We start from the raw sequence: 17,820 nt of genomic DNA on the forward strand, positions 1-17,820 counted from the left end.
GCCGCGTTATAGTCGACGCTGCCGCGCCCGCAAGGAGCGTCGCTTGGCCTCTCCTGCTCTTCGCCCTACCCCGGACATGTCCGCAGCCGATCCCGCGCCCCTTTTCACGACCGTCCTGCACCCGCACCGCTCCATCGGATTTCGCGGCATGCGCCTTGTCGTGCTGCTCGTGGCGGCGGCCAGCCTGGTGGCGAGCATTCCGTTCATCGTGCTCGGCTTCTGGCCGGTGGCGGGGTTCTACGGGCTGGACGTGCTGCTGCTCTGGCTCGCGCTGCGCGCCAGCCTGGCCGAGGCGAAGGCCTATGAGGAGGTCGTCGTCTCCCCGCTCGAACTCATGCTGCGCAAGGTGCCGGTGAAGGGCGTGCCGGCGGAATGGCGTTTCAACCCGCTCTGGACACGGTTGGAACGACACGAGCACGCCGAGTTCGGCGTGCAGCGCCTCGCCTTTGTCTCCCGCGGCCTGCGCGTGCCCGTCGGCCAGTTCCTGTCGCCGGACGAGAAGGCCCGGCTGGGCGACCGCCTCTCCGCCGCGCTGGCCGAAGCCCGGCGCGGGCCGACCTACAATCCCTGATCGGCGGCTCAGGCGGGCTAACTCCGGATTCCACTTTTGTTCTGCGCCTTGCTATCCTCTTGCCGGGAGGAAGCCCCTCTCCGGGCCGGAACATTCCATGAACTACGCCGAACTTGCGGTCACCACCAACTTCACCTTCCTCACCGGCGCCTCGCATCCCGAGGAGTTGGTGGCGGAGGCGGCGCGGCTGGGGCTGAAGGGGATCGGCATTGCCGACACCAACACCGTGGCAGGCGTCGTGCGCGCCCATGTCGCCATGCGCGAGACGGAGGCTGCGGAGAAATTCGGCCTGAAGCTCGTCGTGGGCACACGGCTGGCCTTCACCGATGGGACGCCGGACATCATCGCCTATCCGCGGGACAGGGCCGGCTGGGGCCGGCTGACCCGCCTCCTGACCCTCGGCAAAAGGCGGGCGCAGAAAGGCGAATGCCACATTGCCCTGCCCGACCTCCTCGCCGACGCCGGCGGCCTCTGCCTCATTGCCATGCCGCCGAGGCGGCTGGGGGCAGGGGCTGTCGCTGCCCTGTGCGCAACCCTTGAGATGCTCGCCAAAGCTGTCCCCGGCTCCGTCTGGCTGGGCGCCACACTGCCCCATGGAGAGGGCGACAGGCGCCGGCTGGCGCGGCTCTCGGAACTGGCCACGGCCGCAGGCGTGCCGCTCGTGGCTCTGGGCGACGTACTCTACCACTCCCCCGGACGCCGCCCGCTGCAGGACGTGATGACCTGCATCCGCGAAAAGACCACGATCGACACCGCCGGCCGGAAGCTGGAGGCGAATGCCGAGCGGCACCTGAAGGAGCCCATCGAGACGGCGCGGCTCTATCGCGCCATGCCCGAGGCCATGGCCGAGACGCTGCGCATCCTCGACCTCTGCCGTTTCTCTCTGGACGAGCTGCGCTACGAATATCCCGACGAGCCCGTGCCGCAGGGCAGCAGCGCGCAGGACCACCTCGCGGCGCTGACATGGGAGGGCGCCGCCCGGCGCTACCCGGCGGGCATACCGGAGGGCGTGCGCAAGGCCATCGACAAGGAGCTCGCCCTCATCGCGCAGCTCGACTACGCCCCCTACTTCCTCACCGTGAACGACATCGTCGCCGAGGCGAGGCGGCGGGGCATCCTGTGCCAGGGGCGCGGGTCGGCCGCCAATTCCGCCGTCTGCTACTGCCTCGGCGTCACCGCCGTCGACCCCACCGCCATCGACCTCCTTTTCGAGCGCTTCGTCTCGGCCGAGCGGCGCGAGCCACCCGACATCGACGTCGATTTCGAGCATGAGCGGCGCGAGGAGGTCATCCAGTGGATCTACCAGCGGTATGGCCGGGAGCGCGCGGGCCTCGCCGCGACCGTGATCTCCTACCGCGCGCGCAGCGCCATCCGCGACGTCGGCAAGGCTCTGGGCCTCACCGAGGACGTCACGGCGGCGCTCGCCAACACGGTCTGGGGCAGCTGGGGCAAGGGCCTCGACGAGACGCAGGTGCGCCAGGCCGGGCTCGATCCTGCCAACCCCATGATCGCGCGGGCGGTGGGGCTCGCCATGCAGATCCTGGGCTTTCCCCGCCACCTCTCCCAGCATGTCGGCGGCTTCGTGCTGACGCGCGGGCGTCTCGACGAGACGGTGCCCATCGGCAATGCCGCCATGGACGACCGCACCTTCATCGAATGGGACAAGGACGACATCGACGCGCTCGGCATCATGAAGGTCGACGTGCTGGCGCTGGGCATGCTGACCTGCATCCGCAAGGCCCTCGACATGCTGCGCCTGCACGGCGTCGCCGATCTCGACCTCGCGACGATCCCGCGCGAGGACCCCGTCGTCTACGCCATGCTGCAGCGGGCGGATTCCCTCGGCGTCTTCCAGGTCGAGAGCCGGGCGCAGATGAACATGCTGCCGCGCCTGCGGCCGGAGCGCTTCTACGACCTCGTCATCGAGGTCGCCATCGTCCGGCCGGGGCCGATCCAGGGCGACATGGTGCACCCCTATCTGCGGCGCCGGCAGAACCGCGAGAAGGTGGTCTATCCCCGGCCCGCTGCCGAGCACGGACCGCCGGACGAGCTGGAGCGCGTGCTCGGCAAGACGCTGGGCGTGCCGCTTTTCCAGGAGCAGGCGATGCGCATCGCCATCGAGGCGGCGAAGTTCACGCCGGACGAGGCCAACAGGCTGAGGCGCGCCATGGCCACCTTCCGGCGCGTGGGCACCATTCATCTCTTCCAGCAGAAGATGGTGGAGGGCATGACGAGCCGCGGCTACGACCCCGACTTCGCCGCCCGCTGCTTCCAGCAGATCGAGGGGTTCGGCGAGTACGGCTTCCCCGAGAGCCACGCCGCGTCCTTCGCGCTGCTCGTCTACGCCTCGTCATGGCTGAAGTGCCATCATCCCGCAGCCTTCGCGGCGGGCCTGCTCAACAGCCAGCCCATGGGCTTCTACGCTCCCGCACAGATCGTGCGCGACGCGGTGGAGCACGGCGTCGAGGCGCGCCACCCCGACGTCAACGCCAGCACCTGGGACTGCACGCTGGAGGAGCGGGACGACGGCGCCCTCGCCCTGCGGCTCGGCTTCCGCCAGATCGACGGCTTCCGCGAGGAATGGGCAAAGCGCATCGCCGGGCGCCGCAATGGCTTCTACCCCACGCCGGAAAGCCTGCAGCGGCGTGCCGGCCTGCCCAAGGCGGCGCTGGTGCGGCTGGCCGAGGCGGATGCCCTTCGCTCCATGGGCCTCGACCGGCGTGACGCCGCCTGGGCCGTGCGCCGCTTGCCCGACGACGTCGCCCTGCCGCTCTTCGAGGCGGCGGGTGCGGCCGAGCTCGCCGAGGAGCCGCTGGTGGCGCTGCCTTCCATGCCGCTGCCCGAGCACGTCGTCATCGATTACCAGACGCTGCGCCTTTCCCTGAAGGGCCACCCGATGGGCTTCCTGCGGCCGGTTTTCGCCCGCGAGCGTGTTCTGACCTGCCGGCAGGTGCGGGACCTCGGCGACGGGCGCCGGGTGCGCTGCGCCGGCGTCGTGCTGGTGCGTCAGCAGCCCGGCAGCGCCAAGGGCGTCGTGTTCATGACCATCGAGGACGAGACCGGCATCGCCAATTGCGTGGTCTGGCCGAGCCTGCGCGAGAAGTTCCGCCGCGAGGTGATGGCGGCGCGCCTCGTACTGGTCGAGGGGCGCATCCAGCGCAGCCCGGAAGGCATCGTCCACCTCGTCGCCGAGCGCCTCGTCGACCGCACCGCCGAGCTCTCCCGCCTGTCGCGCGAGGACATGCCGGTGCCGCTCGCCAATGCCGACGAGGTGCGCCGGCCCATCCCGGAAAACAGGGTATCAGGCGGCCACTCCCCCCGCCGGCACCCCAGGGACGTGCGGATCCTGCCGAAGAGCCGGGATTTTCATTGAGAGCGAAGTGTGATACTCAGTGCTATAGTACGTTGTCGATTTTCTTTGTCCCTTTCTCAGGCTTTTCCGCGGATGGAGATTTTCGCTCACGCTGATTTTCTCCAGCGTGCGGAGCGTATGGGCATAGCGCACCATGCGCTCCTCGCGGCAGTGGCGCGGATCGAACGGGGGAGCATCGACGCGCAGCTTGGAAGCGGGCTGATCAAGCAGAGGGTGCAGGCACAAGGCCGCGGCAAATCAGGCGGCGCCCGCAGCGTGCTCTTCCTCAAGCACGAGCACCACGTGGTTTTCATCCATATTTACGCAAAGAACCGTCAGAGCGACTTGAGCCCACGGGAGCTCGACGCACTGCGCAGAACCGCCAAACAGCTCGCCCAGCTAGGGGCCGAAGAGATCCGGGACCTCGTCAGGGCTGGCAAATGGAGCAGAATCGAATGACTGCCCGGAAGCGCAAGACATATCGGAGCGACGTTCTGCGCTCTGTCCATATTCTCGCAAAGGACCTTCATTCCATTGGCGCCCTCGACAAGGCGACGATGCGCGAGTTCGACGTCACCTGCCTGACCGACGTCTCGCCGCTCGCGCCAGACGACATTCGCCGGATCCGCGAGGATGCGCAGATGAGCCAGGCCGTCTTCGCCATGGCACTCAACGTCACGACCTCGCTCGTGAGCCAGTGGGAGCGCGGCGAGAAGAAACCGAGCGGACCGTCGCTGAAGCTGCTGTCCCTGGCACGGCGCAAGGGGATCGACGCGATTCTCTAGAGCCGCAAGCGCCAGCGTCTTGAACTCCACGCTTTCTGACGCTATTTTGCGTCAATGCATGTGGTCCAGGTTCGCTCAATGGCGCTCGCCCAGTACGCCGACGATGGTTATTTCGTCCCGCGCAAGATCGCGGAGGCGCTGCGTACGACGAGCGAGGAGGTCGCCCGTACGGCCGGGCTGGGCCGGGACGCCGTGCAGCGAAAGGATCGCGTGCGGGCCGACCGGACACAGCGCCGCCTCCGCGAGATGGTGGAGATCATCAACAAACTGGAGCCGCGCTTCGGATCGGCGTTGCTCGCCTATGCCTGGTACCGCTCGCAACCCTTGCCGGGGTTTTCCGGCCATACCGCGATGCAACTCGTCAGGAGCGGGCGGGCAGGCGAGGTTCTGGACTATATCGACGCCGTCGATGCGGGCGTACACGCCTGAGCGCGCCGATGCTGCGCTACCAGGGCCGGCTGTTTCGTGCCCTGAACCCCGTCTATGCCCGTGAGCCGCTCTCAGGCAAGGGCGCTTCGCTCTATGGCGGCCGCTTCAACCCGATCGGAACCCCCGCACTGTACTGCTCGCTCTCCGTCCTGACGGCGCTGCGCGAGGCCAACCAGGCCGGCACACTCCAGCCCACGACCCTCGTATCCTACGAGGCCGACATCGACGGCATTTTCGACACCCGGGACGAGGCCGCGCTTCAGGAGCAGGGGCTCGATCCGGAGGACATAACTGACGCGTCCTGGCGCGACCGCATGAAAGCGGCCGGCATCGCGCCGGCCCAGGCCCTCGCGCGCCGGTTGCTCGAGCGCGGCTTCAACGCGCTGCTCGCGCGCAGCTTCGCGCCGGGCTCGACGGACGCAGACCTCAACCTGGTCCTGTGGCGCTGGGGGGATGCCACGCCCACCCGCCTCACCCTGATCGACGACGAGGGCCGCCTCTCCTGACGAAGGGGACAAGGCCCAGCGGCAACGGAACATTGCGCACCCCGCGACGCCCGGGCATCCTGCCCGCGTCACCCCGTCGGGACGCCGCCATGACCTTCGCCTCCCTGATCCATATCCGCGACGCCACCGAGGCCGACCTGCCGGGCATCCTCGACATCCACAACGACGCGGTGCTGAACTCGACGGCGATCTGGAGCTGGCATACCACCGACATCGAGAACCGCCGCGCCGTGCTGCGCGAGCGGCGCGCCAAGCACTACCCGTTCCTGGTGGCGGCCATGGACGGCGAGGTGCTGGGCTATGCCACTTTCGGAGATTTCCGGCCCTGGGAGGGCTATGCCCACACGGTTGAGCACGCGATCTACGTGCACCGCCACCACCACGGCAAGGGTGTCGGCAAGCTCCTGATGGAGCCACTGATCGCAGCTGCAGGAGACCTCGGAAAGCATGTGATGATCGCCGGGATCGAGGCCGGAAACACAGCGTCGATCCATTTCCACCAGGGCTTCGGCTTTGTCGAGACCGGCCGGCTGAAGGAGGTCGGCTGGAAGTTCGACCGCTGGCTCGACCTCGTCTTCATGCAGAAGACGCTCGGGTAGGGCGACAGAAGGCTACCGTCCTCATGCATCTCGAGGGTGCAGGAACCCGCCGGGATGGCAGCGGCGGCCGCCCGACTCGCGGCCGGGAATACACGGCCGAGTCAGAGTCCCGTTGACTCTGCGGCCCGCCTCTGGAATCCAATAGAACAGAAACAGAACATTCCGCCTTCGCCGCCGTTGTGAAGGGGCTCGCCGGGATAGCCGCATGACCTGCGGAAGCCCGGACGGGAGCCCTTTTGCCCGGTCTCAGAACCCGAAACCCCGTGGAGCCATGCCCGCATCCGCGCCGTCCCCGCTTGCCTTGCAGCCATCCCGCCAGGGTTCCCTCGCAGCCCTGCGCCAGCGCGTCGCCGCAATCGGCGCGGATGGCGGCACGCGGGCGCTGGAGGGCGCACGCCGTCCCGTCCCGCTCGGCCACCAGGCGGCGGACGCGGCGCTCGGCGGCGGGCTGGCGCGCGGCGGCCTGCACGAGCTGCATCCGGCCGCACCCGGCCACGAGGCGGCAACGACCGGCTTCGCCCTCGCCTGCCTGGCCCGGCTCTCGGGAGGAAGACAGCCCTGGCTCTGGGTGCGGCAGGACATCGCCGCCCGCGAGACGGGCGAACCCTACGGGCCCGGCCTCGCCTGCTTCGGGCTCGATCCCTCGCGCCTGCGGCTCGTCGCCGCTCCCGATGCCAGGGCCGTGCTGCGCGCCGCCGAGGAGGGGCTGCGCTGTGCCGCGCTCGCCGGCGTGCTGGTGGAGCCCTGGGGCGATCCGCGCGCCCTCGACCTCACCGCCATGCGCCGGCTGGTGCTCGCCGCCGAGGCCTCCGGCGTCAGCGCCCTCGTGCTGCGCAGCGGCGGCCACGGCGCCACCGGGGGCGGGGCGACGCGCTGGCTGGTCTCAGCCGCGCCCAGCCTCGCCCTCCCGGCCGCCGGGCCCTGGACCGCGCTGGGCCGCCCGGCCTTCGAGGCCGTCCTCCTGCGCTGCCGGCAGACCGGCGGGGCAGGCGAGGGCGGCCGCTGGATCATGGAGTGGGATCCCGATGAGCGATGCCTCCGCGACCCTGCCGCGCCTGGCGGCGGTGTGGTTTCCCCGCCTCGCCAGCGACCGGCTGCGCCGCGCCGCCCGGCGGGAGAAGACGCCGTCCGCCGCGCCGGCTGACGCGCCGCTCGTGGTGGTGGAGAAGGTGGCAGGCGCGCTGCGCGTCGCCTGCCTCGACGCCGCCGCATCCGCCGCAGGCCTTTCGCCGGGCATGGCGCTCGCCACGGCGCGCGCGCTGCATCCCGGCATCGCCGTGGCGGAGGCGGATCCGGACGCTGACGCAGCCCTCCTCGAAGCGCTGGCCGACTGGGCGGAGCGCTACACCCCGTTCATCGGGCTGCAGCCGGCGGACGGCCTCGTGCTCGACATCGGCGGCTCCGCCCATCTCTTCGGCGGCGAGGAGGGGTTGTTGCGAGACCTGCTGCGCCGCCTCGGCGGTGCCGGCTTCTCCGTGCGCGGGGCCATCGCCGGCACGGCGCTCGCCGCAAGGGCTCTGGCCCGCCTGGCGCCGGAGAGCGGGCGCGGGCTGGTCGTGCCCCCCGGAGGCGAGCGCGAGGCGGTGTCGGCCCTGCCCGTCGCGGCCCTCGGCCTTCCGCCGGAGGCGCTGGCGGCGCTCGACAGGCTCGGCCTGAAGCTGGTGGGGGACCTCGACGCGCGGGCGCGCGGCCCCCTCGCCGCCCGATTCGGGATGCGTCTCCTCGATGGCCTGGACCGGGCGCTGGGGCGGGCGGGCGAGCCCATCTCGCCGCGCCGGCCGCTGCCCGCCTGCACGGCGGAGCGCCGCTTCGCCGAGCCGATCGGCCACGAGGACGACGTGCGCCGGTCCATCCTGTCCCTCGCAGCCGATCTCGCGGAGGTGCTGGAGCGCCGCGGCGAGGGCTCGCGGCGGCTGGAGCTCGTCTTCTTCCGCGCCGACGGCGCGGTGCGCCGCCTCGCCGTCGAGACCGCCCGGCCCTTGCGCGACCCCGACGGAGTGCTGCGCCTCTTCCGCGAGCGGCTGGACGCGCTAGCCGATCCGGTGGATCCCGGCTTCGGCTTCGACGTGCTGCGCCTCTCGGCGCTCCACACCGAGCGCCTGGACCCCGCCCAGACCGGTCTCGACAGCCATGGCGAGGACGAGGGCGCCCTGGACGACCTTGCGGACCGGCTCGGCGCGCGCTTCGGCGCACGGCGCGTGCTGGCCCTGGCACCGGTGGAATCGCATTGGCCGGAACGGGCGAGCCTCGCCGTTCCCGCCCAGGCGCTGGCGCGGGCCGCTGCCGGAGGAGCGGGCTGGGCCGCATGGGACCCGGCATCGGAAAGCCCGGCGCGTCCACTGCGCCTCTTCGACCCGCCGGAGCGCATCGAGGCTTTGGCCGAAATCCCGGACGGCCCGCCCATCCGCTTTCGCTGGCGCCGCGTCCTGCACGCCGTGCGCCGCGCCGAAGGGCCGGAGCGCATCGCGCCGGAATGGTGGCGCATGGCCGACGACACGCTGACGCGCGACTATTTCCGCGTCGAGGACGAGGCCGGCCTGCGCTTCTGGGTCTACCGGGAGGGCCTGTGGGGCCGCGAGACGCTGACGCCGCGCTGGTTCATGCACGGGCTGTTCGGGTAGAGGCGCGGAGCGCGGGTCTCCCGACCCGCATTCCACCGCGCCGGAAAAGGCGCGTCTGGAGACGCGCGCTCCGGTGCTACCCCGCGCTGCGCGCCCTGGCCCTGAGCGGCGTCACGCCTTCGAAGGGCGGCGGCGGGTCGGGCACGCGCAGCGCCGGAGCGACCACCGCGGACGATTTCAGCGTCGCGCGGATCTCCTCGGCCAGCGCAACCGCCTCGGCCGAGCGCCGGTCGTGCCCCTCGATCAGGCCGATGGCATTCATCGACAGGGCCGGCAACCCGTCGCGCTGGTCGAGGATGCGCATGCTTGTGCGAAGGCCGCTGGCGGGCAGCACGGTGACGGCGAGGCCGGCGCTGACCACCGGGCCGATGGCGGCGTGGTTGGCGGAAACGAGCATCTGCCGCCAGGGGATGCCGGCGGACTGCAGCGAGTCGGTGGCCTCGGCGCGCCAGGCGCAGGACGGGCCGGAGAGGGCGAGCGGGAGCGGCCGTGCCTCGTGCGCGCGGGAGGCCGCACCGGTTACCCAGTACAGGGGCTCCTGGCGCAGGATCTCGGCGCCGCGCACGTCGCTGCACACCGTCACCACCGCCATGTCGACCTCGCGTGCCGCGACCCTGTCGCACAGCGTCAGGCTGTCCTCGCACACCACCGTCATCTCGACGAGCGGGTGGCGCCGGCCGAAGCGGCTCATGATCTCGGGGATGAACGTCTCGGCGTAGTCGTCCGGGATGCCGAAGCGGATGCGTCCGGCCAGCGCCTTGCGCGAGATGTCCGCCAGCGCCTGCGCCTCCAGTTCCAGCATGCGGCGGGCGTATTCGACCAGCTTCTCGCCGTCGTCGGACAGTTTCACGCCGCGGCCCTGCTTGAGGAATAGGGCGCGGCCGAGCTGTTCCTCAAGCCGGCGTATGTGCATCGAAACGGCCGACTGGGTCTTGTTCACCCGCTCCGCGGCGCGGGTGAAACTGCCGGTGTCGACGATGGCGACGAAGGAGCGGAGCTGGTCTGTGTCGAGCATGATCGATCTCGTTTTTCGATTGCCGACATTACAACCATTCGTTGGACCGATCAATCGGCCTGCCCCATTCTCCTGATGTGGCCGGGCAATCCACCGGCGCGAAACGACGGGAGACAGAGATGGTTGCGAGCGTCACCACCCGCGATTGCGCGGGTATGAGAGAAACGGGAACACGGCGGGCGCTGCGGCTCGTCTGGCAGATCGTCGCGTGGCCGGTGCAGGCCTGGCGCATCCGGCAGGAATACGCCGTGCTGGCAGGCATGTCGGAACACGAGTTGCGCGACATCGGGCTGAGCCGCCAGGACGTCATCGACGCCTCCGCCTACAAGGCCGGCGAGGACCCCACCCAGATGCTGGCGACGCGGGCGGAAGAACGCAGGCGGTGGTCGCGCCGGCACTGAGGCCGGATCATGCACCACCGCTGCGCCGGCCAGAGGCCGCGACGACGAAAACGGCACTGCGACAGCCCCAAGAAATAACCCGCGCGGATCGCTCCGCGCGGGTTTTTTCGTCTCAGCGCCGGGCCGAAGCCCGGCTCAAGGGCAGGATCACTCCTTGCCGTTCTTGTTGGCGCGCTTCAGGGCGGCACCGAGGATGTCGCCGAGGGAGGCGCCGGCATCGGCCGAGCCGTACTGGGCGATGGCTTCCTTCTCCTCGTACATCTCGAGCGCCTTGATCGAGACCTGCACCTTGCGCGACTTGCGGTCGAACATGGTGACGCGGGCATCGAGCTTCTCGCCGGGGGCGAAGCGCTCGGGGCGCTGATCGGAACGCTCGCGGGCGAGCTCCGAGCGCTTGATGAAGGTCGTCAGGTCGGTGCCGGTGATCTTCACCTCCAGCCCGGACTCCTTGACCTCGATCACCTCGCAGGTGACGACGGCGTTCTTCTTGAGGTCGCCGGCAGCGGCCGCGTCGGCGAAGGGATCGCCGCCGAGCTGCTTGATGCCGAGCGAGATGCGCTCCTTCTCGACATCGACGTCGAGAACCACGGCGCGCACCATGTCGCCCTTCTTGAACTCCTCGATGACCTGCTCGCCCGGACGGTTCCAGTCGAGGTCGGAGAGGTGGACCATGCCGTCCACGTCGCCGTCGAGGCCGATGAAGAGGCCGAACTCTGTCTTGTTCTTGACCTCGCCCTCGACCACGGCGCCGGCGGGATGCTTCTCGGAGAAGCCCTCCCACGGGTTCTGCAGGGTCTGCTTGAGGCCCAGCGAGATGCGGCGCTTGACCGGATCCACCTCGAGGATCTGCACGTCCACTTCCTGGGAGGTGGAGACGATCTTGCCGGGATGGACGTTCTTCTTGGTCCACGACATCTCGGAGACGTGGATCAGGCCCTCGATCCCCGGCTCCAGCTCCACGAAGGCGCCGTAGTCGGTGATGTTGGTGACGCGGCCGGTGAAGCGGGCATTGACCGGATACTTGGCCTCGATGCCCTCCCACGGGTCGGCAAGCAGCTGCTTGATGCCGAGCGAGATGCGGTGCGTCTCATGGTTGATCTTGATGATCTTGACCTTGAGCTGCTGGCCGATGGTGACCACCTCGGACGGATGGTTCACGCGGCGCCACGCCATGTCGGTGACATGCAGCAGGCCGTCAATGCCGCCGAGGTCGACGAAGGCGCCGTACTCGGTGATGTTCTTGACGACGCCGTCGACGGTCTGGCCTTCCTCGAGGTTGGCCACGAGCTCGGAACGGGCCTCGGCGCGGGTCTCCTCGAGAACCGTGCGGCGCGACACGACGATGTTGCCGCGGCGGCGGTCCATCTTGAGGATCTGGAACGGCTGCGGCACGCCCATCAGCGGGGTGACGTCGCGGATCGGGCGGATGTCGACCTGCGAGCGCGGCAGGAAGGCCACGGCGCCGTCGAGGTCGACCGTGTAGCCGCCCTTGACCTGGTTGAAGATGACGCCGTTCACCTTCTCGTTGCGCTCATAGGCAGCCTCGAGCTTGACCCAGCTCTCCTCGCGGCGCGCCTTGTCGCGCGAGATGACGGCTTCGCCGAGCGCGTTCTCGATGCGGTCGAGATAAACCTCGACCTCGTCACCGACGTTCAGCGTGCCTTCCCGGCCCGGGCCGGAGAATTCGCGCAGGGCCACGCGGCCCTCGGTCTTCAGGCCGACGTCGATGACGGCCATGTCCTTCTCGATAGCGACGACGATGCCCTTGATGACGGACCCTTCGAGGGCGTCCGACTGGGCAAAGGACTCGTCGAGAAGGGCGGCGAAATCCTCACGGCTCGGGGTTTTCTGGACAGCTGCGGACATTTGTTCTCCTGGTGGGCCGCTCTGGGCCCGGGCGCCGGGGGTTCGTGTTGCGTTGGCTCCGTTCCGCCGATGCCCCCGGGAGTGGGGCCCCGCATGAGCGGGCCGGCGCGAACCGGCGGTCGGGAGCGTGGTCCTGGTTCAGTGTGACGTTCGGGGAGACGCCGTCCGGACGAGGTCCGCCGGGGCGGGCGAAGCGCCCGGAACCGGCAATCCTCAGGCCGATTTCCGGCCCGGGCGGGCACCCTCGACGATGCCGAGGGCCTCCCTGAAGGCCTGCTCTATATCCAAAGCGGTCGTGTCGAGCAAGCGTGCGTCGCCCGCGGCGGCCAAAGGCGCCGTGCTGCGGCCGGAATCGCGCGCGTCGCGGCGCCTGATGTCGTCGAGGATGTCCTCGTAGGCCGTCTGCTCGCCCCTGCCTGCGAGCTCGCGGTGACGCCGCCGCGCGCGTTCCTCGGGCGACGCCGTGACGAAGATCTTCACGTCGGCATGCGGGCAGATGACCGTGCCGATGTCACGCCCGTCCAGCACCGCGCCGCCCGGCCGCCCGGCGAAGGCGCGCTGGAAGTCGGTCAGTGCCGTGCGCACGGCCGGGATGGCGGCGACGACCGACGCCGCCTCGCCCATCTCGCGCCCGCGCAGCCGCGTCTCGTCGAGGTGCGAGGGATCGAGCGCCTGCGCCGCGCGCACCGCCGCCTGCTCGTCCTTCAGCGGATGGTCGAAATCGAGGAGGGCGCGGGCGACGGCCCGGTAGAGCAGGCCGGTGTCGAGATGCGGCAGCCCGAGATGCACCGCCAGCCGGCGCGCGAGGGTGCCCTTGCCCGAGGCCGCCGGCCCGTCGATGGCGATGATCATGCTGGCCTCGTCGTCTGGAAGTGCTCGGACCGCGTGTCTCCGGACAACTCTTCCACCCCGCCGGAAAAGACAAGGGCGAACCTGGAGGTCCGAAGTCCCATGCCGGACCGCGGGTTTTCAGACCCGCTTTCCCAGGACGCCACAGAAGCAGCGGACATCGAGGTCCGCGGTCCGGGACTGCCGCTCACGAGAACTGCGCCCCGAGCCCGCCCATCAGCGGCACGAAGACCGGGAAGCTCGTCTCGATCGTCTTGCTGTCGTCGACGGTCATCGGCTTGTCCGACGCCATGCCCATGACGAGAAAGCTCATGGCGATGCGGTGGTCGAGATGCGTCTTCACCGAGCCGCCGCCCTTCACCCGTCCGCCCGAGCCGCGCACGATCAGGTCGTCCCCCTCGATGGCGTGGTCGACACCGGCAGCGGCGAGGCCATCGGCCACCGCCTGGAGCCGGTCGCTCTCCTTGACGCGCAGCTCGTGCAGGCCGCGCATGCGCGTCTCCCCCGTGGCGAAGGACGCGGCGACGGCGAGGATCGGGTACTCGTCGATCATCGACGGCGCCCGCCCGGCAGGCACGTCGACGCCGGTGAGGGACGAGGTACGCACGCGCAGGTCGGCGACCTCCTCGCCGCCTTCCTGGCGGCGGTCGAGCACCGTGATCTCGGCGCCCATCTCGGTCAGCGTGGTGAGCAGGCCGGTGCGAAGCGGGTTCATCATGACGCCTTCCAGCACCACGTCCGAGCCCTCGACGATCAGGGCTGCGACCATGGGGAAGGCGGCCGACGACGGGTCGCAGGGCACGACGACCGGCGCCGGGCGCAGCTCCGGCCGGCCGGTCAGCGCGACCCGGCGGCCATGCTCGCCCTCGGGCGTCACCACCACCTCGGCGCCGAAATAGGCGAGCATCTTCTCGGTATGGTCGCGCGAGGCCTCGCTCTCGATGACGGTCGTGACGCCCGGCGCGTTGAGGGCGGCGAGCAGCACGGCCGACTTGATCTGCGCCGAGGCCACGGGCGTGCGGTAGGTGATCGGCAGCGGGTCGCGCGCGCCGCGGATGGTGATGGGGCAGCGCCCGCCCGGCGCCTCGGAAACCACCTCGACGCCCATCTCGACCAGCGGGTCGAGGATGCGCCGCATCGGCCGCTTGCGCAGTGAGGCATCGCCGTCGAACGTCGCCGTGATGGCGTTGCCGCCGACCACGCCCATCATCAGGCGCGAACCGGTGCCGGCATTGCCGAAGTCGAGCACGCCGGCGGGCTCGGAGAGGCCGCCCACGCCGACGCCGCGCACACGCCAGCGTCCCGGCCCGAGCCGGTCGACAGTGGCGCCCAGCGCCCGGCAGGCCTCGGCCGTGCGCAGCACGTCGTCGCCCTCCAACAGGCCCTCGACCGCCGTCTCGCCGACGCTGAGCAGCCCGAAGATGAGCGAGCGGTGCGAGATCGACTTGTCGCCCGGCACCCGCACGCGGCCACGCAGCGGACCCCCGCGCGTGGCGGTGAGCGGCGAAGGGCTACCGGCATGGCTGGACAAGGATCGGCTCCGCTCTGCACCCACCGGCCCCCGCGCCGGCGCAGGTGCCCCTAGCACGGGGGGACGGCGAGGTCACGGGGGGAGGGATCGAAGACGGAAGACCTCCTTGCCTGGCATTGAGACGGGTGTGGATCCTGCCCCACGCGTCCGGCCCAGTCGCAGTGTTAGTCGAACCCGTCGAACGCCGGCCTCGGCGACTCCAGGTTCAGCCAGTCCGACGGTGTCAGCTTGGCAGCAGCCGGGCAGGCCGGTGCAGCTTGCCCACCCGCCTTCAATTGCGCCTTCACCAGGTCGCGGCCGCGCTGGTCCAGTTCTGGCAGCCGCCATGCGATGAGACCGCGTGCGACGTATGGCGCTCCGTCCGGTTGGCAGGCGAGATCGCCCAGCGCTTTCGCCTGCGCTTCGCGGTGCCGAGACCCGTCCGGGTCGCTGGCTTCGGAACGGCTTTGCACATCGGCCCAGAAGGCGTCGGCCTCATTGGCGGAGGAGGGATCGCGGAGAAGGCGCAGCAGGTTCTCTTCCAGGTCGCTCTGCGAGCCTATGGAGCAGGAGGGCGGCGGAAAAGGGTCTTCGCCGTCCCGGAGCCAGCGTCCGACCTCCGTCTCCGTCAAAGCGATATCCGTGGCCACCCTGCCGCCGCCGTCCCATCGCCAAGCCTGCATGACGGGCTTCGATCGGGTTCGCTCGATCAAGCTCTTGGACAGGAAAGATTCCGGGCCGACGAGCGGTTCGTCCAGGTCCGCTCCGAATGTCTGGTTGCCAACAAAATCCACTGCGGAGCCGTTCGCACCCTGCAGCAAAGAGCCTTCCAGGAAGGCGTCGGCGATCCGCGCGCCCGTCAGGTCGGTGCGTCGCAGATCGGCGAGGCGCATCGCCGCTCCCGTGAGAAGAACGCCACGGAGGTCTGCGCCACGCAGGTCCGCACCGGTCATCGTGGCGGAGTCGAAACTCGCGCCACGGGCCGAGACACGCTGGAGGAGCGTGCAATGGAGCTTGGCGAAAGGAGCGGCAACGCCGTCCATGACGGCGCTTCGGAGGTCGCCACCGGACAGGTCGGCCCCCGTGAGATCGGCCGCATCCAGCCTGGCGGAGGCCATCCTGGCGTCCCGCATGTCGGCCTTGCGGAACCGCGCTTCGGCCAGCAGCGCGGCGTTGAGATTGGCGCGCCAAAGGCTGGTGCGCACGTCAGGTGATCCATCGAAGCGTTCGACGGCTGCGAAGTCGACGCCCCGGAGGTCTGAACCCGAGAAGTCGGCGAGGGTGAAGTCACGACCCTTGAAGTCGCGCGTCGGCAGCAGGCGGCGGGGATCGTCGGCAGAGTCCCGCTCGCGCTTGACCTCGTCGAGTCTGGACGTTCCGACGATGATTTCGCGAGACAGGGCCAGGCGGTCGGCGAAGAGACCGCTCCAGTAAAGGGGCCGCAACCCGTGATCCCTGATCGCGGCCGCCACCCGGTCGCCGAGTGTGGGATCTCGCGGCGGCGGACCCCGCAGCAACAAACCCGAAATCCCCAGGACATGAAGTCTGCTGACGTCGCCGAGGTCCGTTGGGTCGAGTCCCGGTTCCCCCGCCCATCGGCCTTCGCACCCGCTCAGCCAGACGACGACCAGCCACGGAACGGCCCTGGCCATCACGGCAGGCGGAAGCCGAAGCTGCCAGAAACGCCTGCGGCCGCGCCAGAACGCACCGGGACCTCTCGGCAAAGCCCGTCCCCACCGGTAGCGGAAGCCACGCCAGAGAAGCGTCACCAGAACCATGTCGAGGCCTGCCAGAAGCCGGTGCAGCCAGGTGATGCGCCAATGGTGATAGGGCAGGAACTGCCATTGCATCACGACCAGCGTCACGACGGGAGCGACAGCAACCGTGAGTGCCGCCATGAGCGCGAGCACCAGGCTGTTGAATCCAGTCCGCTCTTCCCTGGCTCCGCACAGCATTTGCAGGAATGGCGCATTCTCCAGCCGCATGCGGTAGCGCTCCCGCTCGCTCTCAATGGGCAGAGTGTCGCCGAGGCTAACCTCAAAGACCTTGGCCGAGCGTGACAGCAGAACAAGCATAAGCAGCACGTAGAAATGCAAACCCAGATAGAAAATCGGCGCAATGACGTAGAAGGGTAGAAGCGGTACCTTCAGGTTTACGATGGGCAAATTCTGCGGCTCTTCAAGAAGCAGCATGCGATGCGTGGTGGTCAGCGCCGTCAGAACGAAATAGAGCGTCAGGCCAATGAAGGTAAACCAGAGCGCCTGCATGCGCTCGGCCGAGCGGTTCAGGGCCGCGAGGAGCGCGTCGAGTTCCGAGCGGTCGCGCATGGCGCCATGGCTCCGGCCAGCGGCGCGGCGGAGCAGACGGCCGCGTCGGAAGAAGGGTGCGGGCCGCGCCAACGGGGCCGCGCGGGGCAGCGTGAACGTAGCAAGCGGCGGCCGCTCCGGAGAAGGGAACGGCACGTGCAGTCGGGTTGTGCTGCACGACGGCGGGTCAGGCGCGCCCGTGCACGGGGCAGACACGCTATCCAGGGCCAAGCCGGACGGCGTGCCTTGCTCCCGGCTCTCCGCTGCGCTTCGGCCGGGATGACTCCTGCCTTCCCTTCGTCTGTCCATTGGCCGAACGAGGACCACCGTTGACAGCCGCCCGCGCCGCGACTAACGGGGTGCGCTTCCCATTCACATCGAGGCTCAACCCGTGGCGAAACCGGAACTCGGCACCAAGCGCCAATGCCAGAGCTGCGGCACCAAGTTCTACGACCTCAGCAAAGACCCGATCATCTGCCCGAAATGCGGAACGCCGTTCCAGGTGGCGACGGTCCGCGGCCGCCCCGAGGTCGTGGCGGCTCGTCCTGTCGAGGAAGAAGAGACCGAGCTCGACACGGCCGCCGGGCCGGAACTCGTCTCGCTCGACGAGGTCGAGGCGGAGGAGTCCGCCGAGGCGGTTGCCGATGACGGCGTCGAGATCGAGGACGACGTGGCCGACGACGACACCTTCCTCGCCGAGGAGGAGGAAGGCGACGACGACGTGGCCGACCTCATCGACGGCGACATCGAGGACGACGAAGAGGCTTGATCCGCCGGACGGGGGGGTCTATAGGACAGCCCGCCGCCGGAACAGGCGGCGCGGAGGTTCGCCTCCCCGGAGGTCCCCAGATCTCCGTGACGAACTGCAGTGGGGCCATAGCTCAGCTGGGAGAGCGCTTGAATGGCATTCAAGAGGTCAGCGGTTCGATCCCGCTTGGCTCCACCAGTTCTCTTTCGACGATCTTGAAGCAACCGCGCCGCTGGCGCGGTTTTTCATTTTGGGGTTGCTT

At 69.6% G+C, this 17,820-nt stretch carries 16 protein-coding genes and 1 tRNA gene; 12 read left to right on the top strand and 5 right to left on the bottom strand.

Going from position 1 to position 17,820, the window contains the following annotated elements:
• The first annotated feature begins 43 nt into the window (after positions 1-43).
• From AC5JCN_RS17120 to AC5JCN_RS17160, 9 genes are all read left to right on the top strand, one after another.
• A complete protein-coding gene (locus AC5JCN_RS17120) occupies positions 44-571 on the top strand; it encodes a DUF2244 domain-containing protein (protein ID WP_495756293.1) in 528 nt (175 codons plus the stop codon).
• A 97-nt stretch (positions 572-668) separates the two neighbouring features.
• Positions 669-3,944 carry an error-prone DNA polymerase gene (locus AC5JCN_RS17125; RefSeq protein WP_495756294.1) on the top strand — a complete coding sequence of 1,092 codons (3,276 nt, stop codon included), beginning with the start codon at positions 669-671 and terminating at the stop codon, positions 3,942-3,944.
• 72 nt (positions 3,945-4,016) lie between these two features.
• On the top strand, positions 4,017-4,382 hold the full coding sequence (locus AC5JCN_RS17130) for a type II toxin-antitoxin system RelE/ParE family toxin (protein WP_495756295.1): 366 nt from the start codon (positions 4,017-4,019) through the stop codon (positions 4,380-4,382).
• Entirely contained in the window at positions 4,379-4,708 is a 330-nt protein-coding gene (locus AC5JCN_RS17135; protein ID WP_495756296.1) for a helix-turn-helix domain-containing protein, read from the top strand. Before AC5JCN_RS17130 ends, AC5JCN_RS17135 begins: the two co-directional genes overlap by 4 nt.
• A 78-nt stretch (positions 4,709-4,786) precedes the next feature.
• Positions 4,787-5,137 carry an antitoxin Xre/MbcA/ParS toxin-binding domain-containing protein gene (locus AC5JCN_RS17140; protein WP_495756297.1) on the top strand — a complete coding sequence of 117 codons (351 nt, stop codon included), beginning with the start codon at positions 4,787-4,789 and terminating at the stop codon, positions 5,135-5,137.
• An 11-nt stretch (positions 5,138-5,148) separates the two neighbouring features.
• Positions 5,149-5,643, top strand: a complete 495-nt coding sequence (locus tag AC5JCN_RS17145) for an RES family NAD+ phosphorylase (RefSeq protein ID WP_495757669.1) — start codon at positions 5,149-5,151, stop codon at positions 5,641-5,643.
• Positions 5,644-5,750: 107 nt separating this feature from the next.
• The gene (locus AC5JCN_RS17150; protein WP_495757670.1) at positions 5,751-6,242 is read left to right on the top strand and encodes a GNAT family N-acetyltransferase; all 492 of its coding nucleotides are present in this window, start codon (positions 5,751-5,753) and stop codon (positions 6,240-6,242) included.
• A gap of 271 nt (positions 6,243-6,513) precedes the next feature.
• Positions 6,514-7,386, top strand: coding sequence for an ImuA family protein (locus tag AC5JCN_RS17155; RefSeq protein WP_495756298.1), 873 nt, complete (start codon positions 6,514-6,516; stop codon positions 7,384-7,386).
• Positions 7,268-8,863, top strand: a complete 1,596-nt coding sequence (locus AC5JCN_RS17160; protein ID WP_495756299.1) for a Y-family DNA polymerase — start codon at positions 7,268-7,270, stop codon at positions 8,861-8,863. Before AC5JCN_RS17155 ends, AC5JCN_RS17160 begins: the two co-directional genes overlap by 119 nt.
• 76 nt (positions 8,864-8,939) lie before the next feature.
• Here AC5JCN_RS17160 and AC5JCN_RS17165 read toward each other — a convergent pair whose 3' ends face one another.
• On the bottom strand, positions 8,940-9,878 hold the full coding sequence (locus AC5JCN_RS17165; protein ID WP_495756300.1) for a LysR substrate-binding domain-containing protein: 939 nt from the start codon (positions 9,876-9,878) through the stop codon (positions 8,940-8,942).
• A 119-nt stretch (positions 9,879-9,997) separates the two neighbouring features.
• Here AC5JCN_RS17165 and AC5JCN_RS17170 point away from each other — a divergent pair, with 119 nt between their 5' ends.
• The gene (locus tag AC5JCN_RS17170) at positions 9,998-10,279 is read left to right on the top strand and encodes a YjiS-like domain-containing protein (protein ID WP_495756301.1); all 282 of its coding nucleotides are present in this window, start codon (positions 9,998-10,000) and stop codon (positions 10,277-10,279) included.
• Between the two features lie 147 nt (positions 10,280-10,426).
• Here AC5JCN_RS17170 and rpsA read toward each other — a convergent pair whose 3' ends face one another.
• From rpsA to AC5JCN_RS17190, 4 genes are all read right to left on the bottom strand, one after another.
• Positions 10,427-12,145: a 30S ribosomal protein S1 gene (gene rpsA / locus AC5JCN_RS17175; RefSeq protein WP_495756302.1), complete on the bottom strand. Its 1,719-nt coding sequence runs from the start codon at positions 12,143-12,145 to the stop codon at positions 10,427-10,429.
• Positions 12,146-12,358: 213 nt separating this feature from the next.
• The gene (cmk, locus tag AC5JCN_RS17180; RefSeq protein ID WP_495756303.1) at positions 12,359-12,997 is read right to left on the bottom strand and encodes a (d)CMP kinase; all 639 of its coding nucleotides are present in this window, start codon (positions 12,995-12,997) and stop codon (positions 12,359-12,361) included.
• A gap of 184 nt (positions 12,998-13,181) precedes the next feature.
• On the bottom strand, positions 13,182-14,525 hold the full coding sequence (aroA, locus tag AC5JCN_RS17185) for a 3-phosphoshikimate 1-carboxyvinyltransferase (protein ID WP_495756304.1): 1,344 nt from the start codon (positions 14,523-14,525) through the stop codon (positions 13,182-13,184).
• Between the two features lie 164 nt (positions 14,526-14,689).
• Entirely contained in the window at positions 14,690-16,831 is a 2,142-nt protein-coding gene (locus AC5JCN_RS17190) for a pentapeptide repeat-containing protein (protein WP_495756305.1), read from the bottom strand.
• A gap of 370 nt (positions 16,832-17,201) precedes the next feature.
• Here AC5JCN_RS17190 and AC5JCN_RS17195 point away from each other — a divergent pair, with 370 nt between their 5' ends.
• Together AC5JCN_RS17195 and AC5JCN_RS17200 are read left to right on the top strand one after the other, a co-directional pair.
• Positions 17,202-17,579 (top strand): TIGR02300 family protein, encoded by a 378-nt coding sequence (locus AC5JCN_RS17195; RefSeq protein ID WP_495756306.1) that lies wholly within the window; start codon positions 17,202-17,204, stop codon positions 17,577-17,579.
• A 101-nt stretch (positions 17,580-17,680) separates the two neighbouring features.
• Positions 17,681-17,756, top strand: a tRNA-Ala gene (locus AC5JCN_RS17200).
• Positions 17,757-17,820: the final 64 nt, after the last annotated feature.

It is taken from the genome of Alsobacter sp. (assembly GCF_059501845.1).

Bases quoted from the DNA above. Each gene is read 5' to 3' on its own strand.
- AC5JCN_RS17190 (WP_495756305.1), bottom strand. From the start codon at position 16,831: ATGCGCGACCGCTCGGAACTCGACGCGCTCCTCGCGGCCCTGAACCGC.
- cmk (WP_495756303.1), bottom strand. From the start codon at position 12,997: ATGATCATCGCCATCGACGGGCCGGCGGCCTCGGGCAAGGGCACCCTC.
- AC5JCN_RS17135 (WP_495756296.1), top strand. From the start codon at position 4,379: ATGACTGCCCGGAAGCGCAAGACATATCGGAGCGACGTTCTGCGCTCT.
- rpsA (WP_495756302.1), bottom strand. From the start codon at position 12,145: ATGTCCGCAGCTGTCCAGAAAACCCCGAGCCGTGAGGATTTCGCCGCC.
- AC5JCN_RS17140 (WP_495756297.1), top strand. From the start codon at position 4,787: ATGGCGCTCGCCCAGTACGCCGACGATGGTTATTTCGTCCCGCGCAAG.
- AC5JCN_RS17165 (WP_495756300.1), bottom strand. From the start codon at position 9,878: ATGCTCGACACAGACCAGCTCCGCTCCTTCGTCGCCATCGTCGACACC.
- AC5JCN_RS17160 (WP_495756299.1), top strand. From the start codon at position 7,268: ATGAGCGATGCCTCCGCGACCCTGCCGCGCCTGGCGGCGGTGTGGTTT.
- AC5JCN_RS17130 (WP_495756295.1), top strand. From the start codon at position 4,017: ATGGAGATTTTCGCTCACGCTGATTTTCTCCAGCGTGCGGAGCGTATG.
- AC5JCN_RS17170 (WP_495756301.1), top strand. From the start codon at position 9,998: ATGGTTGCGAGCGTCACCACCCGCGATTGCGCGGGTATGAGAGAAACG.
- AC5JCN_RS17155 (WP_495756298.1), top strand. From the start codon at position 6,514: ATGCCCGCATCCGCGCCGTCCCCGCTTGCCTTGCAGCCATCCCGCCAG.
- AC5JCN_RS17125 (WP_495756294.1), top strand. From the start codon at position 669: ATGAACTACGCCGAACTTGCGGTCACCACCAACTTCACCTTCCTCACC.